Raw genomic sequence first — 22512 nt, 5'->3', positions numbered from 1 at the left:
GTCCATGAAACCCTCGGACTACAGGGGAGAATGCAAACATGGATGACGTTTTACGCAAGGCGGCGCTCGAATACCATCTGTATCCCCGCCCCGGAAAGCTGGCGATTGTCGCCACCAAGCGAATGGAGACCTCACGCGATCTCTCGCTTGCTTATTCGCCCGGCGTGGCCGCGGCGTGCGATGCGATCGTGGAGGATGAAGATGCATCCTTCGACCTGACCTCCCGCGCGAATCTGGTCGCTGTCATCACCAATGGAACGGCGGTGCTTGGCCTGGGCAATATCGGCCCGCTCGCCAGCAAGCCGGTGATGGAGGGCAAGGCCGTCCTCTTCAAGAAATTCGCCGGTATCGATTCGTTTGATATCGAGATCAACGAGCAGGACCCGGACAAGTTTATCGAGACCGTTGCCCGCCTTGAGCCGAGCTTCGGCGGCATCAATCTTGAAGACATCAAGGCCCCGGAATGCTTCCGCATCGAGCAGATTCTGCGCGAGAAGATGAAGATCCCGGTGTTCCACGATGACCAGCACGGTACGGCGATCATCGTCGGCGCCGCAGTGCTGAACGCGATGATCGTGCAGGGCAAGAAGATCGAGGAAGTGAAGATCGTCACCTCCGGTGCCGGTGCCGCCGCGCTCTCCTGCGTGAGGATCCTCAAGGCGCTGGGCGCTTCTCCCGAAAACATCACCATGACCGACAAGGAAGGCGTGGTGTATGCCGGGCGGCCGAATCTGGACCCGACCCTGGAGGACGTGGCCCGTGTGACCGATGCGCGCACCCTGCCGGAAGTGCTGCCGGGGGCGGATATCTTCCTGGGCCTCTCCGCGCCGCGCGTGCTCAAGGAAGAGTGGCTCGGCCTGCTCGCGCCGAATCCGCTGATCCTGGCCCTGGCGAATCCGGAACCGGAGATCATGCCGGACCTCGTGCGCCGCGCGCGGCCGGATGCGATTGTCGCCACCGGGCGTTCGGACTTCCCGAACCAGGTCAACAACGTCCTGTGCTTCCCCTTCATCTTCCGCGGCGCGCTGGATGTGCGCGCCACCGCCATTACCGAGAGCATGAAGCTCGCGGTGGTGAAGGCGATTGCGGAACTCGCCCGCGTGGAGGCCTCCGAGGCTGTGGCCGCCGCGTATGGCGGGCATGCCCCGACCTTCGGCGCCGAGTATATTATTCCCAAGCCGTTCGACCCGCGCCTGATCATGCACATCGCCCCCGCCGTGGCGCAGGCGGCGATGGATGCGGGGGTCGCTCGCCGGCCGATCGAGGATTTCGAGGCCTATAAGCACGAGTTGGAGCGTTTCGTGTTCCGCTCCGGCCAGTTGCTGCGTCCGGTTATCGAGATGGCGCGGAAGGCTTACCCGCGTATCGTCTATGCCGAGGGCGAGGACGAGCGCACGTTGCGCGCGGTGCAGAGCGTGGTGGATGACCGGTTGGCACGGCCAGTGCTGCTTGGCCGCGCTGATTCGATTGTCAGCCGCATTCAGCAGCTTGGCCTGCGCCTGCAGCCCGGCAAGGATGTGGAGATCCTCGATCTGGACCAGGAGCCGGAGCTGTTCAAGCGCCTGCTCGCAGCCTACTCGGCGAAGGTCGGCCGGCGCGGCACGCCGCCCGAAGCCGCCATTCGCCATGTGCGCAAGCGCCCCACCGTTGCCGCCGGCATGCTGCTGGCGGTGGGCGAGGTGGATGCCGCCATCTGCGGCGGCGCTGGAGATTGGTGGCGCCAGTTCCAGTACGCGCTGCCCATGATTCCGCGCCGCTCGGGCTCCGGGCGCGTGTACGCGATGACGGCGCTGATCCTGCAAACCGGCGTGCTGTTCTTCTGCGATACGCATGTGAACATGGACCCGAGCGCGGAAGAGATCGCCGAGATGACGCTGATGGCGGCGTCGAGCGTGCGGCACTTTGGCATTACCCCGAAAGTGGCGCTGCTCTCGCACTCCAATTTTGGCGTCTCTAACTCGCCTAGCGCGAAAAAGATGCGCCAGGCGCTCAGCCTGATCCATGCTTGCGACCCCGAGTTGGAAGTGGACGGCGAAATGCACGGTGACGCCGCGCTGGTGGAGCAGATCCGCCATCAGGCGCTGCCCGACTCGACGCTGCATGGCATCGCCAATCTGCTGATCTTCCCGAATCTCGACTCCGCCAACATCGCCTTCAACCTGGTGAAGGCGACGGGCGATGGCGTGACGGTCGGCCCGATCCTGCTGGGTCTGGCCAAGCCGATGCATATCGCGGTGCCGAGCGTGACCGCGCGCGGCATCATCAACCTCTCCGCCGTAGCCGCCATGGAGGCGGCGCTGGCGGCGCAGAAGTAAGCCGAAACGGACGGGGATCAGGCGGTAACGTCGATCCCCGTGCTGGCAGTGCTGCTGCTCAGGGGAAATCTCCTGCTGTCAGCGCCTTCCAGGATCTAACGCGACGGAATGTTTTACCCCAGCACGGCCAATATCGCCTTGGCCGCGGCGCTGGAGGGTGCGCCTTCCGGGGCGCGTAGCGTGGCCAGTGCCTCGGCATAGCCCGCGCGCTGGGCGGCGGCGGCTTGTTCGTCGCGCAGCAGATGCGAGAGCGTGGCCGCGAGTTTCTCCGCCCGGCAATCCTCCTGCAGCAACTCCGGCACCAAGGCGCGCTGGGCCAGAAGATTGATCATCGCCACATGAGGCACCTTGATGAGCCGCCGCCCGAGGAAGGCGGAGATGGGGTTCACCCGGTAGGTGACGGCCATCGGCACCCCAGCCATGGCGAGCTCCAGGGTCGAGGTGCCGGATTTGGTCAGCGCGGCTTTCGCGGCGGCGAAGGCGTCGTAACGCTCGGCCACGTCGCGCACGATGATCGGACGAACCGGCCAGTCCTCGGTATGGCTGGCCACATGCTCGGCCACCCCGGCGACGGCGGCCACAACGGGACGCAGGCCGTGGATTTGCGGCTCCAGCAGTGCCAAAGTTTCGCGGAACACAGGCAGCAGGCGCTTAGTCTCGGTCACGCGTGAGCCGGGCATCAGCACGATGGGCACGGCATCCGGCGCGAGACTGTGGCGGGCGAAGAAGCGCGCGGCATCGCCCTTATCAGCACCCGACTCCAGCACCGGATGCCCGGTGAACACCGGATGCAGCCCGTGCGGGGCGAAAAACTCCGGCTCGAAGGGCAGCAGGCACAGCAGCTCGTCCCACAGCCCGGGGAAATGCTTCACTCGCTCCTGCCGCCAGGCCCAGACCTGAGGCGCCACGTAATGCACGCGCTTCGGCCCGCCAGCGCCGATGGCCTTCAGCACGCGCAGGGTAAAGCCGGGGCTGTCGATGGTCAGCACGATATCTGGTTTCTCGGCGCGGATGGCCTCGACCGTCTGTGCCAGACGCTTCTTCAGATGCAGCACGCGAGGGAGGATTTCCGCCAGCCCCATCAGCGCCAGCTCCTGCATGGGGAAGAGCGAGGTCAGCCCGGCCTCCTCCATGCGCGCCCCTCCGATGCCGCTGAACTGGGTGTCAGGGCGTAATTCCCGCAGCGCCGTCATCAGCCGGTAGCCGAGAACGTCCCCGCTGGCCTCGCCAGCGATGATGAAGATGCGCGTCACGCCAGTTCCACGACAGGGCAGGGTGGCACCTCCTGCCAGTCGCGGTGGTTCAGCACGCTGCCTTCCACGCGCACGGCGTCGATGGCTGCGAAATCCACCTGCGCGAACACCAGACCCGGTTCGTTGAGTGGCCCGGCGGCGGCGACTCCGTCATCGGGGAAGCCGGTATCGCAGGGAGTGAAGAGCGCGGCGTGGCCGATATTTTCGTCGATGGAGCCGGACCAGGCGGCATTGCCCACCAGTGGTACGACGGCGACGTAGCACTGGTTCTCCACGGCGCGGGCGCGGGCGGAGAGGCGCACGCGGTTGAACCCGGCCATAGAGGCGGTACAGCACGGCACGAGGATCAGCTTGGCCCCTGCCGCCACCTGGGCGCGCACATGCAGGGGGAATTCCGAATCGTAGCAAATGGACACGCCGATGCGCCCGAAAGCGGTCTCGAATACATTTGGACCATTGCCGCCGGTTACATGCCACAGCTCATCCTCGAACCGGGTCATCGCCTGCTTGTCCTGGTAGCGCACCGCTCCGGAAGGGGCGATGAACGGGGCGCGATTATACACCTTGCCATCGGCGTTGCGCATTGGCACCGAACCCGCCAGGATGTGCAGCTTGTGCCTCTGGGCCAGTACCGTGATTTGCCCGATCAGCTCGTCGGCGGCCTTGACCACATACTCCAGCTCGGCGGCGATGTCGGGGGTTTTGATCTCCACCCCCGACAGCACCATGGAGAAATATTCCGGCAGCACCAGAATATCCGCCCCGGCGAGGGCGGCCTCGGCGGCCAGACGCTCAATGCGGGTGATGAAGGCCTTGAAGCTGGGGGGCGGGGTGACGCCGAACGGGGCGAGGGCGAGTTTCACAGGGTACGGGTCCAGAACATCAGTGGTTTCGTGGTCTCGTGGTCCGCGCCGACCTCCCGCCAGGACATGGAGCAGACCAGATCAGGATGCGGGGCATAGCCGCGCTTGCGCCAGAAATCATCCAGTGGCTGGTAATCTTTCGGCCGGGCAGGGTGGTCCGCCGGGCGCTGCACGGCGCAAAAGGCGGTGACGGGATAGCCATGCTTGCGCGCCTGGGTTTCGCGGGCCTCGAAGAATTTCACCCCGATTCCCCGGCCGCGATAGGCGGAATCCAGCACGCTCTCGCCGAAATAGAAGATACTGGAGATATCCATTCCCGCCTCGCGAAAGGGCTTCTGCACATTCGGCGTTTCGGCGCTCAGCGGAAGGCATGTGGAAGCGCCGACGATCTTCTCGCCATCGCGCGCGATGATGATCGCGGCCGCAGGCGCTTCGGCATAAACACGCATATAAGTCTGTTCGTAGGCGGGATCGCCCTCGTACAGATATGGAAACTCGCGGAACACGGTGATGCGCAACCGCGCGAGGTCCGGCAGGAGCGGCAGGATGGCCGCCCCTGTTATGGTCTCTACCTTAATGGGCGGCGATAAGCGGTGCCGCTCCGGCGATGAAGTCACGCAATGCCTCCTGCTTGGCCGACAGGCTCAGACCTGCCGTATGTGCCACCACAGGGCAATAGGCCGCCACCAGCGTATTGGTCAGATCGGCGTCGCTGATGCTGGCATTGTTGGCGCGGACCGCGCTGACCAGCGTGCGGGTGCGGTTGGCCAACGTTTCCGGGGTGACACCCTGGTAGGTGTTGAGCAGCCCATTCCCCGGATCGGCGACGGTGTTCGGTCCGCCTGCGGGGGAGATATGCGGGCAGCCTAGCGTGTCGGAGAGCGCATCGGCGCTGGCGGGCACGCTGGCGATGCCGCGCAAGCGCAGCACCTGGGCCGGTGTGGCGTTGGCAACGCCCTGATTGCCCCAGGCGGTGCGGACGTAATTGGCAACATCGGCGATCTCCTGATCCGAGAGCTTGGTGGCGAAGCTCGGCATCGGCAGCTTGGTCCAGGGGGCAAGGCCACTCAGCACCGGGCCGATCACGTTATAGGGTTCATCGGCGATGATGGAGTCGTTACCCGCCAGGTTGGGGGCGAAGCGCGGCGGCAGGCCGGCCCCGGTCTTGCCATGGCAGCCTGCGCAGTTGGCGGTATATACGTTGGCGCCACGGGCGATGGAGGCGGCGGCATCGGCCACCGCGGGGGGCGGGGTGGTCTGCTGCGGCTTGGTCGCGGTTTGTAGATAGGTGGCGATGTCCACCACGTCCGACACGGAGAGCTTGCTGGTGGAGTTGGCCACCATGTCGCCCATGGAGCCGAACGGCGAACCCTTCACCATGTTGCCGCCGTCATGCAGATAGGCCACGAGATCGGCCTGTGCCCAGCCGCCCACGCCCTGGGTTTTGTCCGAGGAGATGTTGGGCGCGTAGAGATCGTCGATGGGCGCGCCGGCATAGGCCCGGCCGAGTTCCATGGCGCTGAGGATGTTTCGCGGGGTGTGGCATTCGCCGCAATGGCCCAGCGCCTCGGTGAGGTAGGCGCCGTTCTTCATGTGCTCATCCCAGCTCGGGTCCATTTTCATGGGGCCGGCGCTGAAGAACAGCAACCGCCAGCCAAGCAGCACCGGACGCTGGTTGAAGGGGAAGGCCATGGAGCTGGGGGTGGGGGCCACGTTCACCGGGGCGAGCGAGAAGAGATAGGCCTTGATGGCCATCACATCTGCATAAGAGAGCTTGGTGTAGGAGGTGTACGGCATGGCCGGGTACAGGAATTTGGGGAACACCAGATAAGAGTGCCCCGGCGCCGTGCCATAATGCAGGGCGTTATAGAAATCCGTGTCCGACCAGTTGCCGATGCCGGTTTCCTTGTCCGGCGTGATGTTGGGGGTGGAGAGCCCGCCGAACGGCGTGGCCATCACCAGCCCGCCGGAGAAGGGCTGATGGCCCGGGCCGGTATGGCAGGGCAGGCAGTCCGCCGCGGCGGTGAGGTATTTGCCGCGCTCGATCAGCGCCGCGGGGTCCGTCGGCGCGGTGAGCGACGCGGTGGGGTAGTTGGCGCTGTCATCGGCCAGGGCGATGCGGGTAGCGGCGGCACCGCCCAAAGTGAACGCCAGAGCTGCCGCCGCGGCGACGAGACGCTTGGCGCGAAATTTCGACAATGCGAACGGCATGACCTACCCCCTCGGGATTTTATCTTCTAGATGGAATACTTATTCTTCAACTTCCGTCTTCTCAGCAAGTGGCGTAACAAATTGTGACGCATCAGCGCTTGTAAAGCTCCTCCGGGCTCACTTCGGGCTTGGCGATCTCCACCCATTCGCCATTCCGCGCCGCCAGGAAGAAACAGTTGCGCCGCCCGGTATGGCAGGCCACGCCTTTCTGGTCCACGAGCAGGAGCAGCGTGTCGCCATCGCAATCCAGGCGCATCTCGACGAGCTTCTGCTGCTGGCCGGAGGTTTCGCCCTTGCGCCAGAGCTTCTGCCGCGAGCGAGAGTAGTAACACACCTGCCCGGTGGCCAGCGTCTCGGTGACCGACTCCGCGTTCATCCAGGCCATCATCAGCACCTCGCCCGTGTCGTGCTGCTGGGCGATGGCGGCGATCAGGCCGTCGGCGTTGAAGTTGATCGTGTCGAGGATTTTGCTCATCGGGCCAGCATTCCATTGGTCAGGCAGGACTCGTCGAAGCGGCAGACGATCTGCTCGTCAACGTCGTGCGGGGTTGAGTTCTTGTAGTCGATGCGCCTGATGAGGTCGGCGATGATGGCAAGCCGCGCGGCTTTTTTGTCGTTCGCGCGCACGATCATCCAGGGAGCGGCGGCGCTGTCGGTTTGGCGCAACATGCGGTCGCGCGCCTCGGTATAATCGTCGAAATGCTTCAGGGCTTTTTCGTCGATCGGGGAGATCTTCCACTGTTTCAGCGGATCCTTGTGCCGGTCGTCCAGCCGCTTCTTCTGCTCCTTGCGGCTGATGTCCAGGTAGTACTTAAGAACCTTGATGCCCGCCTGGTCGAGCATCGCCTCGAACACCGGCGCGTTACGCAGGAACTCATGGTATTGGGCGTCCGTGCAGAAGCCCATGACCGGCTCCACGCCCGCGCGGTTGTACCAGGAGCGGTTGAACAGCACGATTTCGCCCGCGGCAGGCAGATGCTCGACATAGCGCTGGAAATACCATTGCGTGACCTGAACATCCGATGGCTTGGGCAGGGCCACAATGCGGATGTCGCGCGGTGAGAGATGTTCGGTGATGCGCTTGACCGTGCCATCCTTGCCGGCGCCGTCACGCCCTTCCAGGATGATGAGTACTTTCATGCCCTCCGAGATGACATGGCGCTGAAGTTTCACCAGCTCGATCTGCAGGTGGCGGAGGGTTTTGTCGTAATCGGGATCCTTGGACATTGCGGGAGTATAAGGCCCTTCCCGCAGGGCTGGTCAATCTTCGAGCAACAAGTTGCGGATCTTCTCTAGTTCCGCCGCCCCCACGCCCAGCGCGTCGTGCAGATAGGCCTCAACGTTCCCATGCTTGGCCTCGATGGCATCGAAGGCGATGCGCAGATACTCAGGATGTGCGTCCAGCAGCGGCATGTATTCCTCCCGTGCCAGGGTGGAGAGGCCGGAATAGCCCGGATCGCGGAGCATCATCTGCTCCAGCCCGTCGATGGCCTGGTTGGTCAGGGTGTAGTCATGTTCAATGGTCTCGCGCGGCACGTCCAGCGCGTAGAGGATCAGCGCGGCGGCGAGGCCGGTGCGGTCCTTGCCGGCGGAGCAGTTGAACAGCAGCGGCAGGCGGCTCTGGCTGAGAAGGTAGAAAAGTTGGCGGTAGCTGGCGGCCTGTTCGAATGGCAGGTTGCGGTAGATATCGTGCATGGCGGCCAGCATCGCGCCCTGGCGGTGCCCGCCCTGGGCGATATAGTTTTGCAGGCTGCCAACGCTGAAGCCGCGCTCCGATGCGTGGTAGCCGACTTCCTGGCCTTGCCAGTCCATTGGCACGCGCGCACGCTCATGCGGGGTGCGAAAATCGCAGATCGCCTTGATGCCGAGATTGCGCAGCTCGGCCCGGCCCGATTCGGTGAGGTTGCTGATGGCACCGGAGCGGTACAGCACGCCCCATTTCAGGCGCTGGCCGCTGCGCGTGCGGTAACCGCCCAAGTCGCGCAGATTATGCCCGCCTTCGATTCCCAGAGCGCGAGGCGCGGTGAGGGAGGCGTCGAAAGAATCGGCCAGCGTCATGCGCGCACCTGCTGATAATTTGGAATGAAATTGGAGCGGGCGAAGGGATTCGAACCCTCGACCCCAACCTTGGCAAGGTTGTGCTCTACCCCTGAGCTACGCCCGCTCATGGCGCTATGTTCCACGCACACCGGAAGAACCGGAAATAAATTGGAGCGGGCGAAGGGATTCGAACCCTCGACCCCAACCTTGGCAAGGTTGTGCTCTACCCCTGAGCTACGCCCGCTCGGCGCGTGGTGGGGGCTCTTTAACCACCACCGGGACGGATTGCAAGCGCGCCTCACAACTAAAATGCTTTGGGGTGTGAGAGTTGAGGGCAATCGCCTATATAGGGAGCGGAAAACGCATAGGACGGAACAAGAATGAGCAGCTTTCTCAACCCCGCGCAGGACGCGCCCGCCCCCGCCCAGCAGCCGATGATCGTGGATGGCGACCAAGCCAATTTCATGGCCGATGTCATCGAGGCCTCGCGCGAGTTGCCCGTGCTGGTGGATTTCTGGGCGACTTGGTGCGGCCCCTGCAAAACCCTCACCCCCGCGCTGGAAAAGGTGACGAAGGCGCAGGGCGGGCGGGTGAAGCTCGTGAAGATCGACGTGGATAAGAATCGGGAACTGGTCACCCAACTCGCCCGCATGGGGTTGCCGATGCAGTCCGTGCCAACGGTCGTGGCCTTCTGGCAGGGGCAGATCGCCGACACCTTCTCGGGCGCGCTGCCCGAGAGCGAGCTGAAGCGATTCGTCGAGGCGCTGCTGAAGCTGGCGGGCAGTGCCGCCCCGGCGGTGGACCTCATCGCCCAGGGCAAGACGTTGCTGGAACAGGGGGCCGCCGAGCAAGCGGCGCAGTATTTCGCCGCCGCCTTACAGGAGGACCAGGAGAAGCCGGAAGCCTGGGGCGGGCTCTCCCGCGCGCTGCTAGCGCTGGGCGATGAGCATCAGGCCGCCGAGGTGCTGACCCAGGTTCCGGGAAAGATCGCCGAACATGCCGAGATCGCCGGTGCGCGATCGGCTCTGGCTTTGGCGCAGGAAGGCCGCAAGGCGCAGTCCGCCATGGCCGGGCTCTCCCAGCGTATCGCCGTGGATCCGGACGACCATGAAGCCCGCTACGAGCTGGCCTCGGCGCTGAACGCCTCAGGCGCGCGGGCCGAGGCGGCGGCGGCGCTGCTCGAGATCGTGCAGCGCGACCGTGCTTGGAACGAGGATGCGGCGCGGCTGCAATTGCTGAAATTCTTTGAGGCCTGGGGCATGGACGACCCGGCCACAATGGCGGCGCGGCGCAAGCTCTCGGCCCTGCTGTTCCGCTGACGGCGATGGCCGTGCGAGGGCCACAGCTGGACCAGCTGCCGGATGAATTCCCGGTCTTTCCGCTCGGTGGCGCACTGTTGCTGCCGGGTGGGCATCTGCCGCTCAACATCTTTGAGCCGCGTTACCTTGCCATGGTCGAGGATGCGCTGGGAGAGGGGCGGTATTTCGGTATGGTGCAGCCGGATAAGCGCCTCGGCCACGGTGAGAACGGCCCCGGTTTGTACCGAATCGGCTGCCTGGGCCGGCTCACCTCCTTCGACGAAACCAATGACGGGCGCTTCCTCATCACCCTGACGGGGGTGATCCGTTTCACCATCGTCGAGGAGATCGAGATGCGCCGGGGCTACCGGCGCGTGCGTGCGGGACTGGCCGGATTCGCGGCCGATTTGCGCGTGCCGGGCGAGGGCGCGCTGCCATTCCCCCGCCCGCAGCTGGAGGATGCGCTACGCCGCTACTTCACCAGCGCTGGGATGGACGTGAACTGGAACGGGCTGGAGACGATGCCCGATGCGACTCTAGTGACCTCGCTCAGCATGGCTTGCCCCTTCACCAACGAGGAGAAACAGGCTCTGCTGGAGGCGAAGGACCTGACAGAGCGCGCCCGCGCCCTGCTGGCGCTGTTGGAAATCGGCGCCCGCGACGGGGATTTTGATGACGATTTTGAACCGAAAGCGAGTTGAACATGCCGACCGAGACAATCAACCCCCCGCTGGACCCGCGGCTGCTGGAGATCCTGGTCTGCCCGCTCACCCGCGGCCCGCTGACCTATGACCGCGAGCATAATGAGCTGATCAGCCCCAAGGCCGGTCTAGCCTACTCCATCCGCAACGGCATCCCCATCATGCTGGCGGAGGAAGCACGCCAACTGGAGCCGTGACGGAACCCGCGCAGATTAAAATCCGCCAGGCGGCCAAGCGGCTCGACCTCGACTACGAGGACGGCAGCAGCTTGAGCTTTCCGGCGGAATTTCTGCGCGTGCAGCCGCCCGCCGGTCCGGGTGTTGCGGAACTGGTGGCGGGCAAAAGGCTGGTGCAAATCCTCGCTGCCGAGCCCACGGGCAGCTGTGCCTTGCGGCTGAAATTCTCGGATGGCTACGAGTCCAGCCTCTATTCCTGGGATTATCTGCGCGAGCTGGGGCGTGAGCAGCAGGTCCGCTGGCGGCATTATCTACATCTTTTGGAACAGGCGGGGCTGGAACGGGATTGACGATGCAGACAGAGGCTGAGCCGGAAGTCTCGCCCGCGCGCATGCGGCTGATGGCGGTGATCATCGCCACGGCGCTGTTCATGCAGAATCTGGATTCCACGGTCATCTCCACTGCTCTGCCGGCCATGGCTCAGAGCTTCCACGCCGTGCCGCTGCATATGAGCGTGGCACTCACCTCGTATCTTATCAGCCTTTCGGTGTTCATCCCGGCCTCGGGCTGGGTGGCGGACCATTTCGGCGCGCGGCAGGTGTTCCGCGGCGCCATTGTCATCTTTACGGTCGGCTCGGTGCTGTGCGGCGTGGCAGGGAGCGTGGGGGAGCTGGTGGCGGCGCGCATCGTCCAGGGGCTTGGCGGAGCGATGATGCTGCCTGTTGGGCGGTTGCTGCTGCTGCGCTCCGTCTCGCGCAAGCAGATGGTGGATGCTATGGCCTGGCTCACCATGCCTGCCCTGGTGGGGCCGGTGCTTGGCCCTCCGCTAGGAGGCTTCATCGTCTCCTATTTCTCCTGGCGTTGGGTGTTCGACATCAACGTCCCCATCGGCATCATCGGCGCGGTGGCGGTCAGCATGTTCATCCCCGATGTGCGTGAGCCGGACCGGGGCGGAAAACTGGACCTGCTGGGGCTGGTGTTCTCGGGATTGGCTATGGCCTTTCTGATGGCCGGATTCGAGACCGTGGGGCGGTATCTGGTGCCCATGGGCTGGACCATCGCGGCTTTTCTGGCGGGGGCGGCGTGCTGCCTCGCCTATGCGGCGCATGCGCGGCGCACCCCGCATCCTGTGCTGGATTTCTCGCTGCTCGCCATTCCCACCTTCGTCAACTCCATGCTGGCGGGAAGCCTGTTCCGAATCGCCGTTGGCGCACTGCCGTTCCTGCTGCCGCTGATGCTGCAACTCGCCTTCGGCTACACACCGTTGCAAAGCGGCCTCGTCACCTTTGCCGCCGCCGCCGGGGCGCTGCTGATGAAGCCAGCGGCACAGCCGCTGCTTTCTCGCTTCGGGTTCCGTACGGTGCTGATCTGGAACGGGGCTATCGCGGCGGCGATGATGGGCCTGTGCGCGTTGTTCCAGCCCAACTGGCCGTCTCTAGTGCTGGATGCCATCCTGTTCACCGGCGGGTTTTTCCGCTCGTTGCAATTCACTGCCTACAACACCATCGCGTATGGCGATGTGCCACGCCCGAGAATGTCCGCCGCCACGACCCTTTACGCCACGGTGCAGCAACTCACGCTGACGCTGGGCATCGTGGCGGGCGCCTTCATTCTGGAAATCTCCACCCGGCTGCAGGGGCATAAGGAAGCGGTGCAGTCGGACTATGCCATCGCGTTCGTCATTGTCAGCGCGGTGGCGATGCTTGCGGCGCCGCTCTGTGCCAGGCTGCCGCGCAACGCGGGCGAGGCCCTGAGCGGGCACCATCCAGCAACGGAGGAGAAGGCATGACCGGCCAAGAGCAAGAGACTGCCCCCACTGCCGCAAGGCGCAACGCTGTCATTTTTATCGTACTGATTGGGTGCGTCAGCCTGTTCGCGGACATGACCTATGAAGGCGGACGTAGCATCGCCGGGCCGTTCCTGGAATCACTCGGCGCGTCCGCCGTTGTTGTTAGCACGGTGGCCGGGTTTGGCGAGTTTCTGGGCTATGGTGTGCGCTATTTCTCCGGCCGGGCGGCGGACCGCAGCGGGCGCTACTGGCCGCTGCTGCTGAGCGGCTATGTCATTAACCTTCTCTCCGTGCCGTTGCTGGCTTTTGCCGGGAGCTGGCCAATCGCGGCGCTGCTGCTGGTGAGCGAGCGCTTCGGCCGCGCCATTCGGGCACCGATTCGTGGCGCCATGCTCTCCCACGCCGCCAGCCGCACCGGGGCGGGATGGGGCTTTGGCCTGCACACGGCGCTCGACCAGATAGGCGGGCTATCCGGCCCGTTGCTGGTGGCGCTGCTGCTGGCACTGGGCGCGGGGTTTCACCGCAGCTTTGCCGTGCTGTTGTTGCCAGCTCTTGCGGCGCTTCTGCTGCTTGCCGTGGCGCAGCGGCTCTACCCGGACCCACGCAAGCTGGAGCTGCGCGTTGCCGCGGTCGATCCTGGTGCCTGGGCGGGGTTCGGCGCCAAGTTCCGGCTGCTGACGGTGGCAGCGGCACTGATGGCGGCGGGCTTCGTCGATTTCGCTCTGATAGGCTTCCATTTTGCACGGGCGCATACGGTGCCGCTCTCGTGGATTCCGGCCGTCTATGCCGCTGGCATGGCCGCCGAGGGGGCGGCGGCGTTGCTGCTGGGGTGGCTGCTCGACCGCCTGGGCCCGCGTGCTGTAGCCGTTGGGATTACTCTGGCCACGCTGGCCGTGCCGCTGGTGTTTTTCGGCGGTGCGGGCTGGGCCGTGGCCGGGGTGGTGTTGTGGGGCGTAGGCATGGCCACGCAGGACACGCTGTTCCAGGCCATGCTGGGGGATTTCATCAGCCCCGCGCGCCGCGCCACGGCTTATGGCCTGTTCGATGCGATCCGTGGTGCTGCCTGGCTGCTGGGCAGCGTGGCGCTGGGATTGCTCTACGGTGCCGGGCTGGGGTGGCTGGTGGCGGCTTCGGTATTGTTCCAGGCCGCCGCCATTCCGGTGTTTCTGCTCGCGGCGCTTACACCTCGAAGCTGAGCTCTTCCGGCCAGTTCGGTTTGGTCATGGCGCGCGGCATGTGGATGCCGCATTCAGTCTTGGCCTTGCCCGCCCAGCGGCCGGAGCGCTTATCCTGCCCCGGCAGCGGCTTGTGGGTGCACACGGCGCAGCCGATCGAGGTATAGCCCTCGGCCTGCAACGGATGGCGCGGCAGGTCGTGCGTCTCGAAATAGGCTTCCAGGTCCGCGTCGGTCCAGAAGGCCAGCGGGTTTACCGTGATCCGCCCGTCAGCCCCGGTTTCCACCAGCTGCATGTTGGAGCGCGTGGCGGACTGGCCGCGCTTGCGCCCGGTGATCCAGGCCTCGAAGCCTGTCAGTGCCTCGTCCAGCGGGTTGGTCTTGCGGATGGCGCAGCACAGATCGGGGTCTTTCTCCCACAGCCGCCCGTCAGGGTCATACGCCGCGAGCTGCGCTCCGCTCGGCTTGATGGAGCGGACATCGGTGAGGCCAAGACGCGCCACCAGCTCGTCGCGATAGGCCAGCGTCTCGGCGAAGAGTTTGCCGGTATCGAGAAAGATCACGGGCACCGACTTGTCGATCTGCGCGACCATGTGCAGCAGGATCGCCGATTCCGTGCCGAAGGAGGAGACCAGCGCGATCTTGCCGGCGAAGCGGCGCGTGATCGCGTCGCGCAGCACGGCCAGGGCGTCAGTGGAGTCGAGGGAAGAGATCGTGTCGAGCATCTTGTGTGATCCCTGGCCGGCGGTGGCCGGTGCGATGTCATTTACAAAAGACATATGGTCAATTCGCTTTTGGGCAGGAGAGCCAACAGCGCTCATCGGCGAGCGCCTCGAGGCGCTGGGCCGCCTCCGCCATCGGGACTTTTTGCGCCCGCCAGGATTGGCGCAGTGCCGCCGCCTCCTTCACCCGTTCCGCCCAGATGGCGGGGAAGCAGGCTTCCAGCCGGCGGCGGATTGCCCCGGCAAGCCCAGGTGCCGCGCCGCCAGTGGAGACGGTGAGCAGCAGATCGCCCCGGCGGATTTCCGCCACGGCGTGGAAATCGCAATAATCCGGCTCATCCTCGACATTCACCAGCACGCGCAAGCGGCGCGCCGCCTCGGCCAGCGGGACGAACTGCTCGCGCGGCATACCGGCGATCCAGAGCATATGCAGGCGGGACAGCTCCGCCTCACCAGGCAGGGTTGGTTGCAGGGCGGCACCCGCCTCCGCCGCCAGGGTGGCATCCTCGCCCCCCGCGTAAACGTGCAACTCCTCGGCCCCCGCCGCACGCAAGGCGCGCAAGCGGCGGAGCGCCGCCGGGCCGGTGCCGGCAAGGCCAAGGCGCAGACGATGAGGGGCCAATGCCACGGGGATCATGGCACTTTAGAAGATGATTTTTCTCAACGTTGCAATGGCGTTAAAAAAATAAAGATTTTCTCCTGCCTTTGCCAAAAAGCATGAAATGGTTTTTCGGATTTGCCACGGTCGCGGCAAACACAAACCATCAAATTCCTATTGAAATTGTCTTTTTCTGAGCCTGGGACTCAAATCTGAGTCTCGCTGATGGTCAGATCCATGGCAAAAACGGTGCCGCGCGGCCCGGTTTCCTCCAGTACCAGATCACCGCCATGGGCGCGGATCAAATCGCGCGCGATGGCCAAGCCCAGCCCGGTGCCGCCATAACGGCCAGAGCTGGTGAAGGGCTGGAATAGCCGGTCCTGCACGCGCAGGGGCAGGCCAGGACCGTCATCGGCCACGCGCATGCGGGTCACGCCGCCGCGGCTCTCGGTGCTCACGGTGATGGTCTTGCAGCCCGCCTCGGCGGCGTTGCGCATCAGGTTGACCAGCACGCGGTAGATCTGCCCACTATCGAGCGATAGGACCAGCGGGGCGGGTACCTCGTTGCGGATGGCCACGCCGCTATTCACCGGCGCCACCACCAGTGCCGCCTCATCCACCAGATCGTGCAGCGGTACGGCTGAACGTACCACCGGGGGTGGACCTTCGCGGGCGAAATCCACGGTGCGGGTGACGAGTTGTGCCGAGCGCTCCACAGCGGAAACCAGGGTGCGCGAGGCGCGTTGGACCGCGGGGTCGTTGATGCTTTCCAGCCGGTCCGAGACCAGCAGCGCGGAGCTGAGGATGTTGCGCAGGTCGTGGCTGATCTTGGCCACGGATGTGCCTACGGCGGCAAGGCGCGCGTTGCGCCACAGGGCGGCGCGCATCTCGTCCTGCATCGATTTCAGCTCGCGCGCGGCGCCTGAAATCTCGTCTTCGGGCCGGTTGGCCAGCCAGGAGAGGTCGCTGGCGCTTTCCTGCTCCGGGTCCTCGCGAAAATTGATGATGCTGGTGGTGATGATGCGCATCGGGCGCACCAGCAGCCGGTCCAGCACCGCGAAGATGAGCAGGCCCGTAACCAGCGCCATGATGACGGTGACGGTGAAGGCATGCTCGGCATGGGCGTGCAGATCGGCATCGAGCGGCGTCTCGTTCACCGTGACTTCCAGCACGGCGCCAGGCTGGAGCGGGGAGGGGGCGATGATCTGCATTTCCCGTCCGCCCAGCCCGGCGAGATGAATGACAGCTCGCCAAGTGCTGTACCACAAGGTCTCGTCGGTCAGCACGGCGCTGCGGTCGATGGGCGGAATGGGTCGGGTCGTACGCAGTGTCAGGGGAGGCTGGCCGGGCTCTTTAAGGATGATCTCATCGTCCAGGGCGAAGGAAAGGAGCGAATCCTGCGCTTGCGGCGAGAGCGTGGCGCCGGACTGCGCCAGCGGGTAGGTGGCCAGATGTGCGTGGGCGATACGATCCCACAGCCATGCCTGACGCTCGCGCCCCAGGCCGGGAAGCATTACCACCAATTCGATGATCAGGATGATGGCGACCGTAAGCCACAACACCCGGCCGGAGAGCGTGTCTCCGAACAGCTCAAATTTGGGCTGGTTGGGGCGGGGAGCAGGATTCATGCCGTGTGCAGGGCGGTCTCCGCGGCCTCGCGCCCTGCCGCGAACAGGATTTCGAGAAAGCTTTTGTCGGTATTCATCTTCGAGGTCAGCGGATGCTTGGCCAGGGCCTCGTCGGCGGAGATGTCGAGCAGGCGCGTATGCCGGGGCAGCAGGGAGAGTTCGGCCTCCAGCGGCGCCTGGAAGGCGATCTCGTGCAGCCGGTGCACGATATCCGATGTGGAGTTCGGCACGCCCTTGCGCTGGCGCGGCTGGGCGCGGACCAGCACGAGCTGGTCCGGCCGAGGGGAAAGAACCGGCGCCAAAGGCGGATTGCAGGAATAGCCGCCATCCCAGTAATGCCGCCCCTCGATCTCGATGGCCGGAACCATCATCGGCAGGCAGGCGGAGGCCAGTAGATGCTGCACGTCGATCTCGGCGTTGCCGAACACCTTCGATTCGCCGGATTCGACATCCGTGGCGCCGACAAAAAGCCGAGGTGCGGACGGTTTGCGGATCGCCTCCTTGTCCAGCAGATCCTTGATCAGCGGTGCCAGGGGATTCTGTCCCAGCGGGTTGAGCTGGCCGGGATCGAACACGCGGAGCACGTTGGCCAAACCCGTCCAGGCCAGCTCATTGCCCAGCTCGATACCCTTGTCCCAGCCCCAGAGCCAGTCCAGCGGCGAGGCTATGGTGCTGAAAACATTGGCTTCGCCGACGCGGGTCCAGAGCTGGCGCATCGCGGCGCGGGCACCTTCCGGCCCGCCATGCACAAAGCCCTGCACCGCCATGGCGGCGTTCATGGCCCCCGACGACACCCCGGAAACGGCGGAGAATTCCAGCCCTTCCTCGAATAATCTGTCGAGTACGCCCCAGGTGAAGGCGCCGTGCGCGCCCCCGCCCTGCAAGGCCAGTACGATCCGGGAGCGGGCTTGGGAGGAAAATATCATGGCTACCAATAACCTGTTGCGCGTTCCCGTGCCATGCGCAACCTCGCCAAGCGGTCATGCGCATTGACGGCGACGGCCGAGCCCGCCTATACGGCGGCATCGCGCCTTGCCGGGGACGGTTTGGCGCTCGTCCTATTTTTGTCTTTCGCCGGAGTAGAATACCGTGAAACGGACCTATCAACCTTCCAAACTCGTCCGCAAGCGCCGGCATGGGTTCCGCGCCCGCATGGCGACCGTTGGCGGCCGCAAGGTGCTTGCCAACCGCCGCGCCAAGGGCCGCGCCAAGCTTTCCGCCTAAGCCCCGCGCGCCGCGCCAGGGGTTGGGCATGGCTCGGCTGACACCGCCGAAACGCTTCAAGAAGCGGGCTGATTTTCTGCGCCTCGCGGCGCGGGGTAAAAAAATCGCCAAAAGCGGGTTTGTCATGCAGGCGCTCAGCAATGGCGCCGAACCCGAGTTGCGCCTGGGCTTTACCGCGACCAAGAAAATCGGCAACGCCGTCACCCGCAACCGTGCCAAGCGCAGGTTGCGGGAGGCGGCGCGTCTTGGTTTGGCCGGACGGGAGCTGCCCGGCGTGGAGCTGGTGCTGATCGCACGGAAGGAGACGGCCAGCGTGCCGTTCGCCAAGCTTCAGCGCAATCTGGCTTTGGCGTTGGACGAGGTGCTGACATGAGCCCGGCGGCCTACATGCTCTCGGGCGCCATCCGGGTGTACGAGTTGACCCTGCGCCCGGTTATTGGTGCGAATTGCCGGTTTTTCCCCTCCTGTAGCGCCTATGCGCGCGAGGCCATCTGCGTCCATGGCGCGGGCAAGGGCAGCGCGCTTGCGGCAAAGCGGATTCTGCGTTGCCATCCCTGGCATCCGGGCGGGTACGACCCGGTTCCCCCATCCACGAAACACTCCTGAAAGCCCCCATGGATCAGAAGCGTCTGCTGCTTGCCGTCTCCGTGTCGCTCGTCATCTTGCTGGCGTTCACGTTCATCCAGGACAAGTTCCTGCCGCATCCCGCACCGGTTCCGGCCCAGGTGCAGGCGCCCGCTCTGGCGGAACAGGCCGCCGGTGCCCCCGGCACTGCCGCGCAGCAGGCTCCAGCCCCCGGTCCACGCCTGACGGTGGACGCGCCGCTACTCAAGGGTAGCATCGGCCTGACCGGCGCGGTGTTCGACGATGTGGTGCTGAAGCAGTACCACGAGACCCTGGCAGCCGATTCGCCGCTGGTGCAGGTCATGGGCCGCCGTGGCGGCGACAAGCCCAGCTATGTGCAGTTCGGCTGGACCGCCCCTGCGGGCGTGAAAGTGCCGGATGACAGCACCGTGTGGTCCCCCAGCGCCAATGAGCTGACGCCGCAGACGCCGGTGACGCTCTCCTGGGATAACGGCCAGGGCCTGACCTTCCAGCTCCAACTCGCCGTGGACGACAAATACATGTTCACGGTCACGCAGAACGTGCTCAACCATGGGGCCGCCGCTGTGCAGCTCTATCCGTGGTCCCGCGTGGTGCGCGACTATAAGCCCAAGGAGCAGAGCAGCTGGGTGCTGTTCGACGGCCCGCTCGGCGTGTTCAACGGCACGCTGAAGCAGGAGGGCTACAAGGCGCTGAAGAGCGACGGCGAGAAGGCCGCCGGTGGCGTGGCCTATACCGAGACCGCTCCGGGCGGCTGGGTCGGCATTACCGACAAATACTGGCTCTCCGCCGTGGCGCCCGACCAGTCCGCCAGCATGACCGGCTCGATGAGCTACGGCACCGTGAATGATGGCGACGGCTCGGCCTACGAGACCTCCTTCATCACCGCCCAGCCGGTGACCGCTGCCCCCGGCGGCAACGCCGCGTTCACCAGCCATGTCTTCACCGGCGCCAAGGTGGTGAAGATCCTGGATGCATACCAGAGCGAGTACCATATCCCGAACTTCTATAAGGCCGTGGATTTCGGGCATCTCTACATTCTGACCAAGCCGATCTTCTTCGCGCTCGACTGGCTGAACTCGCTGCTGGGCAATTTCGGCCTCGCGATCATCGTGTTCACGGTGGGGGTGAAGCTCGTGTTCTTCCCGCTGGCCAGCTACTCCTACCGCTCGATGGGCAAGATGCGCCTGGTCCAGCCGAAGATGCAGGCCCTGCGCGAGCAGTACAAGGACGACGCGGTGAAGCTCCAGCAGGCCACGATGGAGCTGTACAAGGCCGAGAAGATCAACCCGGCCTCCGGCTGCTTGCCGATGCTGCTGCAGATCCCGGTGTTCTTCTCGCTCTACAAGGTGATCTTCATCACCATCGAGATGCGCCAGGCGCCGTTCTATGGCTGGGTGAAGGACCTCTCGGTGCCTGACCCGACGAACCTGTTCAACCTGTTCGGCCTGTTGCCCTTCGACCCGACGGCGATCTATGCGCCGCTGCATATCGGTGCGCTGCCGCTGATCATGGGCTTCACCATGTTCCTGCAACAGAAGCTGAACCCCGCCCCCGCCGACCCGGCCCAGGCGCGCATGTTCCAGCTTATGCCGATCGTCTTTACCTTCATGCTGGCAGGCTCGCCATCCGGGCTGGTCCTGTACTGGGCATGGAACAACCTTCTTTCCGTGGGGCAGCAATGGCTGATCATGCGCCAGACGGCGGCACAGGCGAAGGCCTGAACTTCGACGCGGGGGATTACACCCCCGCGCAGATCGAGGCAGGGCGCAAGCTCTTCGCCTCGGGCTGCGAGTTTTTCTACGCCGCACAAACGTTGGAAACCCTGCCCGCACCGGCAGGAACGGAGATCGCCTTCGCCGGGCGCTCCAATGTGGGCAAATCCTCGCTGCTGAACGCCCTCACTGGGCGCAAGGCGCTGGCGCGCGTGTCGCACCAGCCGGGGCGCACGCGCCAGCTCAACTTCTTTCGCTGCGCCGCCGGCCCCATCGTGCTCGTGGACATGCCGGGCTACGGCTATGCAGAGGCTCCGAAGGAGATCAAGCGCGACTGGCAGGGGCTGATGCTGGACTACCTGCGCGGCCGCCCGAATCTGCGCCGCGTGCTGCTGTTGCTCGATTCGCGGGTGGAGATCAAAGTCTCCGACCTTACCGTGATGGAGCTGCTCGATCAGTCTGCCGTGGCGTTCCAAATCGTGCTGACCAAGGCCGATGCGGTGAAGCCGAACGCGCTCAAGCGCAAGCAGGACGAGGTGATGGCGCTAGCCAAAAAACATCCGGCGGCGTTGAACAGCCTGTTCACCACGTCTAGTGAGACGGGGCAGGGGATCGAGGCGTTGCGTGCCTCCATCGCCGAGTTTCTGTAACGCCAGGGGAGCGGCACGATGACCGATGATGCCATGACCACAGCGGCGCAGGAGGCGCATATCGTCGCCCGCGCGCTGCCTTATCTGCGCCGCTATGCCGGGGCCACCATCGTGGTGAAGTATGGCGGGCACGCGATGGAAGGCAGCTTGGCCAACGAGTTCGGGCGCGACATCGCTCTGCTCAAGCAGGTTGGCATCAACCCGGTGGTGGTGCATGGCGGCGGGCCGCAGATCAATGCCATGCTCGACCGGCTAGGCATCGAGTCCCGCTTCATAAACGGCCTGCGCGTGACCGACGCGGCGATGGTCGAGGTTGTGGAGATGGTCCTCTCCGGCGCCGTGAATAAGCAGGTGGCGGGGCTGATCAACCGCGCTGGCGCGCTGGCGGTGGGCATCTCGGGCAAGGATGGCGGGCTGATCCGCGCGCGCAAGGCGCAGCGCACGGTTAAGGACCCGGATTCCAATATCGAGCGCGTGCTGGATCTCGGCTATGTCGGCGAGCCCTCTTTCATCGATACCCGCGTAATCCATGCGCTGACCGGCGCCGGGCTGATCCCCGTTATCGCCCCGGTGGGCAGCGGCGAGGATGGGGAGACCTACAACATCAACGCCGATACCGCCGCCGGGGCCATCGCCGGTGCGCTGAATGCGCAGCGCCTGCTGATGCTGACCGACGTACCGGGCGTGCTCAACAAGGAGAAGCAACTGCTCTCCGATCTGACCATGGCGCAGGTGAAGGATCTTATCGCCGACGGCACCATCTCCGGTGGCATGATCCCCAAAGTGGAGACCTGCATGGAAGCCGTGACGCAGGGCGTGAAGGGCGCCACTATCCTGGATGGCCGCGTGCCGCACGCGCTGCTGCTGGAGCTGTTCACCGAAGGCGGCATCGGCACGATGATCCACAAGTAACGAGCTTTCCCCGGGCTGCATAGCAGTTCGGGGAAGTTCCGCGTCATCCGCGTTTGCGGGTTGTTCTGCTGCTCTGTCCCTGCGCCGGAAACAAGCCCGTGCGGTGGGGGCAAGCATGAGCGAGGGTACGGACAGCTGACCTTGGCGCTGTCGCTCAAGTATCTACGCACGCGGATCGGCATTTTCCTCAGTTTGCCGATGGCCAGCATCGATGCCCTGGCGCTGAGCCCCAAATTGCGCGAGATTAGTCACCCTGAAGGCCAATCCATGCAAGGTGCTCAAAGACGTGACGGAACACTCTGATTATAAAATTTATTATAACCCTTCCTGCGGAACGGCCCGGAACACGCTGGCACTGCTGCGGGAAGCGGGGGTTGAGCCACAAGTTATTGAATACTTAAAAAACCCGCCCTCGCGCGTGGAGCTAGCGGGGCTGGCCAAGCAGATGGGCGATGCGCGCCTGCTGCTGCGCGAGAAGGAGAAGCTGGCGGACGAGTTGGGCCTGAAACAGGCCGATGACGAGGCGATCTTGGACGCCATCGCAGCGCACCCGATCCTACTCAACCGCCCGGTTGTGGTGTCGCCCAAGGGAGTGAAGGCTTGCCGCCCCGCTGAACTGGTGAAGGAGCTGCTCTAGCCA

At 64.8% G+C, this 22512-nt stretch carries 26 protein-coding genes and 2 tRNA genes; 15 read left to right on the top strand and 13 right to left on the bottom strand.

What is annotated here, in order from left to right:
* The first annotated feature begins 38 nt into the window (after nucleotides 1–38).
* Entirely contained in the window at nucleotides 39–2315 is a 2277-nt protein-coding gene (locus HNP71_RS03760) for an NADP-dependent malic enzyme (RefSeq protein WP_183265534.1), read from the top strand.
* Nucleotides 2316–2428: 113 nt separating this feature from the next.
* On the opposite strand, the gene lpxB is transcribed toward HNP71_RS03760, so the two are convergent.
* The 9 genes from lpxB to HNP71_RS03715 form a co-directional block, all read right to left on the bottom strand.
* Nucleotides 2429–3568, bottom strand: coding sequence for a lipid-A-disaccharide synthase (gene lpxB / locus HNP71_RS03755; RefSeq protein WP_183265533.1), 1140 nt, complete (start codon nucleotides 3566–3568; stop codon nucleotides 2429–2431).
* Nucleotides 3565–4431 (bottom strand): nitrilase-related carbon-nitrogen hydrolase, encoded by an 867-nt coding sequence (locus HNP71_RS03750; RefSeq protein ID WP_183265532.1) that lies wholly within the window; start codon nucleotides 4429–4431, stop codon nucleotides 3565–3567. The genes lpxB and HNP71_RS03750 overlap by 4 nt, the downstream gene beginning before the upstream one ends.
* A complete protein-coding gene (locus HNP71_RS03745) occupies nucleotides 4428–5048 on the bottom strand; it encodes a GNAT family N-acetyltransferase (protein ID WP_343062199.1) in 621 nt (206 codons plus the stop codon). The genes HNP71_RS03750 and HNP71_RS03745 overlap by 4 nt, the downstream gene beginning before the upstream one ends.
* Nucleotides 5005–6642, bottom strand: a complete 1638-nt coding sequence (locus HNP71_RS03740) for a c-type cytochrome (RefSeq protein WP_183265531.1) — start codon at nucleotides 6640–6642, stop codon at nucleotides 5005–5007. Before HNP71_RS03740 ends, HNP71_RS03745 begins: the two co-directional genes overlap by 44 nt.
* Before the next feature lie 91 nt (nucleotides 6643–6733).
* The gene (gene hisI / locus HNP71_RS03735; RefSeq protein ID WP_183265530.1) at nucleotides 6734–7117 is read right to left on the bottom strand and encodes a phosphoribosyl-AMP cyclohydrolase; all 384 of its coding nucleotides are present in this window, start codon (nucleotides 7115–7117) and stop codon (nucleotides 6734–6736) included.
* On the bottom strand, nucleotides 7114–7869 hold the full coding sequence (ppk2, locus tag HNP71_RS03730) for a polyphosphate kinase 2 (RefSeq protein WP_183265529.1): 756 nt from the start codon (nucleotides 7867–7869) through the stop codon (nucleotides 7114–7116). The genes hisI and ppk2 overlap by 4 nt, the downstream gene beginning before the upstream one ends.
* A 33-nt stretch (nucleotides 7870–7902) precedes the next feature.
* Nucleotides 7903–8700, bottom strand: coding sequence for a tyrosine-protein phosphatase (locus HNP71_RS03725; protein WP_183265528.1), 798 nt, complete (start codon nucleotides 8698–8700; stop codon nucleotides 7903–7905).
* A 31-nt stretch (nucleotides 8701–8731) separates the two neighbouring features.
* A tRNA-Gly gene (locus HNP71_RS03720) sits at nucleotides 8732–8806 on the bottom strand.
* A 45-nt stretch (nucleotides 8807–8851) separates the two neighbouring features.
* Nucleotides 8852–8926: transfer RNA gene (locus HNP71_RS03715), tRNA-Gly, on the bottom strand.
* A 136-nt stretch (nucleotides 8927–9062) separates the two neighbouring features.
* On the opposite strand from HNP71_RS03715, the gene HNP71_RS03710 reads away from it, so the two are divergent.
* Genes HNP71_RS03710 through HNP71_RS03685 form a run of 6 tightly spaced genes read left to right on the top strand, consistent with a single transcriptional unit; the run spans nucleotide 9063 to nucleotide 13842 of the window.
* Nucleotides 9063–10001, top strand: a complete 939-nt coding sequence (locus HNP71_RS03710; RefSeq protein WP_183265527.1) for a tetratricopeptide repeat protein — start codon at nucleotides 9063–9065, stop codon at nucleotides 9999–10001.
* 5 nt (nucleotides 10002–10006) lie between these two features.
* On the top strand, nucleotides 10007–10681 hold the full coding sequence (locus HNP71_RS03705) for an LON peptidase substrate-binding domain-containing protein (protein ID WP_183265526.1): 675 nt from the start codon (nucleotides 10007–10009) through the stop codon (nucleotides 10679–10681).
* Between the two features lie 2 nt (nucleotides 10682–10683).
* Nucleotides 10684–10878: a Trm112 family protein gene (locus HNP71_RS03700; protein WP_183265525.1), complete on the top strand. Its 195-nt coding sequence runs from the start codon at nucleotides 10684–10686 to the stop codon at nucleotides 10876–10878.
* On the top strand, nucleotides 10875–11207 hold the full coding sequence (locus tag HNP71_RS03695) for a gamma-butyrobetaine hydroxylase-like domain-containing protein (protein ID WP_183265524.1): 333 nt from the start codon (nucleotides 10875–10877) through the stop codon (nucleotides 11205–11207). The genes HNP71_RS03700 and HNP71_RS03695 overlap by 4 nt, the downstream gene beginning before the upstream one ends.
* 2 nt (nucleotides 11208–11209) lie before the next feature.
* Nucleotides 11210–12646: an MFS transporter gene (locus tag HNP71_RS03690; protein ID WP_183265523.1), complete on the top strand. Its 1437-nt coding sequence runs from the start codon at nucleotides 11210–11212 to the stop codon at nucleotides 12644–12646.
* Nucleotides 12643–13842, top strand: a complete 1200-nt coding sequence (locus HNP71_RS03685) for an MFS transporter (protein WP_183265522.1) — start codon at nucleotides 12643–12645, stop codon at nucleotides 13840–13842. The genes HNP71_RS03690 and HNP71_RS03685 overlap by 4 nt, the downstream gene beginning before the upstream one ends.
* On the opposite strand, the gene HNP71_RS03680 is transcribed toward HNP71_RS03685, so the two are convergent.
* The 4 genes from HNP71_RS03680 to HNP71_RS03665 all read right to left on the bottom strand — a co-directional run bounded on the left by HNP71_RS03680 (nucleotide 13826) and on the right by HNP71_RS03665 (nucleotide 17694).
* A complete protein-coding gene (locus HNP71_RS03680) occupies nucleotides 13826–14545 on the bottom strand; it encodes a phosphoadenylyl-sulfate reductase (protein WP_221246605.1) in 720 nt (239 codons plus the stop codon). The two genes, HNP71_RS03685 and HNP71_RS03680, sit on opposite strands and share 17 nt — an antisense overlap.
* 58 nt (nucleotides 14546–14603) lie before the next feature.
* Nucleotides 14604–15179: a precorrin-2 dehydrogenase/sirohydrochlorin ferrochelatase family protein gene (locus HNP71_RS03675; protein ID WP_183265520.1), complete on the bottom strand. Its 576-nt coding sequence runs from the start codon at nucleotides 15177–15179 to the stop codon at nucleotides 14604–14606.
* Nucleotides 15180–15346: 167 nt separating this feature from the next.
* On the bottom strand, nucleotides 15347–16768 hold the full coding sequence (locus tag HNP71_RS03670; protein WP_183265519.1) for a sensor histidine kinase: 1422 nt from the start codon (nucleotides 16766–16768) through the stop codon (nucleotides 15347–15349).
* A complete protein-coding gene (locus HNP71_RS03665) occupies nucleotides 16765–17694 on the bottom strand; it encodes a patatin-like phospholipase family protein (RefSeq protein ID WP_183265518.1) in 930 nt (309 codons plus the stop codon). Before HNP71_RS03665 ends, HNP71_RS03670 begins: the two co-directional genes overlap by 4 nt.
* Before the next feature lie 163 nt (nucleotides 17695–17857).
* Here HNP71_RS03665 and rpmH point away from each other — a divergent pair, with 163 nt between their 5' ends.
* The 8 genes from rpmH (at nucleotide 17858) to arsC (ending at nucleotide 22509) form a co-directional block, all read left to right on the top strand.
* Nucleotides 17858–17992 carry a 50S ribosomal protein L34 gene (rpmH, locus tag HNP71_RS03660; protein ID WP_027285151.1) on the top strand — a complete coding sequence of 45 codons (135 nt, stop codon included), beginning with the start codon at nucleotides 17858–17860 and terminating at the stop codon, nucleotides 17990–17992.
* 28 nt (nucleotides 17993–18020) lie between these two features.
* Nucleotides 18021–18365, top strand: coding sequence for a ribonuclease P protein component (rnpA, locus tag HNP71_RS03655; protein ID WP_183265517.1), 345 nt, complete (start codon nucleotides 18021–18023; stop codon nucleotides 18363–18365).
* Entirely contained in the window at nucleotides 18362–18598 is a 237-nt protein-coding gene (yidD, locus tag HNP71_RS03650; RefSeq protein WP_183265516.1) for a membrane protein insertion efficiency factor YidD, read from the top strand. Before rnpA ends, yidD begins: the two co-directional genes overlap by 4 nt.
* 8 nt (nucleotides 18599–18606) lie before the next feature.
* Nucleotides 18607–20319 carry a membrane protein insertase YidC gene (gene yidC / locus HNP71_RS03645; RefSeq protein WP_183265515.1) on the top strand — a complete coding sequence of 571 codons (1713 nt, stop codon included), beginning with the start codon at nucleotides 18607–18609 and terminating at the stop codon, nucleotides 20317–20319.
* Complete coding sequence (yihA, locus tag HNP71_RS03640) at nucleotides 20277–20960, top strand: ribosome biogenesis GTP-binding protein YihA/YsxC (protein ID WP_183265514.1); 684 nt, start codon at nucleotides 20277–20279, stop codon at nucleotides 20958–20960. The genes yidC and yihA overlap by 43 nt, the downstream gene beginning before the upstream one ends.
* 18 nt (nucleotides 20961–20978) lie before the next feature.
* A complete protein-coding gene (gene argB / locus HNP71_RS03635; RefSeq protein ID WP_183265513.1) occupies nucleotides 20979–21872 on the top strand; it encodes an acetylglutamate kinase in 894 nt (297 codons plus the stop codon).
* Between the two features lie 141 nt (nucleotides 21873–22013).
* Nucleotides 22014–22175, top strand: coding sequence for a hypothetical protein (locus HNP71_RS03630; RefSeq protein WP_183265512.1), 162 nt, complete (start codon nucleotides 22014–22016; stop codon nucleotides 22173–22175).
* Complete coding sequence (arsC, locus tag HNP71_RS03625) at nucleotides 22147–22509, top strand: arsenate reductase (glutaredoxin) (protein ID WP_343062198.1); 363 nt, start codon at nucleotides 22147–22149, stop codon at nucleotides 22507–22509. The genes HNP71_RS03630 and arsC overlap by 29 nt, the downstream gene beginning before the upstream one ends.
* Nucleotides 22510–22512 lie beyond the last annotated feature (3 nt).

This window comes from Acidocella aromatica, assembly GCF_014201825.1.
In the GTDB taxonomy this organism is placed as follows: domain Bacteria; phylum Pseudomonadota; class Alphaproteobacteria; order Acetobacterales; family Acetobacteraceae; genus Acidocella; species Acidocella aromatica.
The sequence above is the reverse complement of the archived record's forward strand: the minus strand, read 5'-3'. Positions and strand labels throughout refer to the sequence as shown.

Bases quoted from the DNA above. Each gene is read 5' to 3' on its own strand.
- hisI (WP_183265530.1), bottom strand. From the start codon at position 7,117: ATGAGCAAAATCCTCGACACGATCAACTTCAACGCCGACGGCCTGATC.
- HNP71_RS03685 (WP_183265522.1), top strand. From the start codon at position 12,643: ATGACCGGCCAAGAGCAAGAGACTGCCCCCACTGCCGCAAGGCGCAAC.
- HNP71_RS03665 (WP_183265518.1), bottom strand. From the start codon at position 17,694: ATGATATTTTCCTCCCAAGCCCGCTCCCGGATCGTACTGGCCTTGCAG.
- HNP71_RS03760 (WP_183265534.1), top strand. From the start codon at position 39: ATGGATGACGTTTTACGCAAGGCGGCGCTCGAATACCATCTGTATCCC.
- HNP71_RS03700 (WP_183265525.1), top strand. From the start codon at position 10,684: ATGCCGACCGAGACAATCAACCCCCCGCTGGACCCGCGGCTGCTGGAG.
- argB (WP_183265513.1), top strand. From the start codon at position 20,979: ATGACCGATGATGCCATGACCACAGCGGCGCAGGAGGCGCATATCGTC.
- yidD (WP_183265516.1), top strand. From the start codon at position 18,362: ATGAGCCCGGCGGCCTACATGCTCTCGGGCGCCATCCGGGTGTACGAG.
- yidC (WP_183265515.1), top strand. From the start codon at position 18,607: ATGGATCAGAAGCGTCTGCTGCTTGCCGTCTCCGTGTCGCTCGTCATC.
- HNP71_RS03675 (WP_183265520.1), bottom strand. From the start codon at position 15,179: ATGATCCCCGTGGCATTGGCCCCTCATCGTCTGCGCCTTGGCCTTGCC.
- HNP71_RS03670 (WP_183265519.1), bottom strand. From the start codon at position 16,768: ATGAATCCTGCTCCCCGCCCCAACCAGCCCAAATTTGAGCTGTTCGGA.
- HNP71_RS03690 (WP_183265523.1), top strand. From the start codon at position 11,210: ATGCAGACAGAGGCTGAGCCGGAAGTCTCGCCCGCGCGCATGCGGCTG.
- HNP71_RS03740 (WP_183265531.1), bottom strand. From the start codon at position 6,642: ATGCCGTTCGCATTGTCGAAATTTCGCGCCAAGCGTCTCGTCGCCGCG.
- HNP71_RS03705 (WP_183265526.1), top strand. From the start codon at position 10,007: ATGGCCGTGCGAGGGCCACAGCTGGACCAGCTGCCGGATGAATTCCCG.
- yihA (WP_183265514.1), top strand. From the start codon at position 20,277: ATGGCTGATCATGCGCCAGACGGCGGCACAGGCGAAGGCCTGAACTTC.
- ppk2 (WP_183265529.1), bottom strand. From the start codon at position 7,869: ATGTCCAAGGATCCCGATTACGACAAAACCCTCCGCCACCTGCAGATC.
- HNP71_RS03725 (WP_183265528.1), bottom strand. From the start codon at position 8,700: ATGACGCTGGCCGATTCTTTCGACGCCTCCCTCACCGCGCCTCGCGCT.
- rnpA (WP_183265517.1), top strand. From the start codon at position 18,021: ATGGCTCGGCTGACACCGCCGAAACGCTTCAAGAAGCGGGCTGATTTT.
- HNP71_RS03680 (WP_221246605.1), bottom strand. From the start codon at position 14,545: ATGCTCGACACGATCTCTTCCCTCGACTCCACTGACGCCCTGGCCGTG.
- HNP71_RS03710 (WP_183265527.1), top strand. From the start codon at position 9,063: ATGAGCAGCTTTCTCAACCCCGCGCAGGACGCGCCCGCCCCCGCCCAG.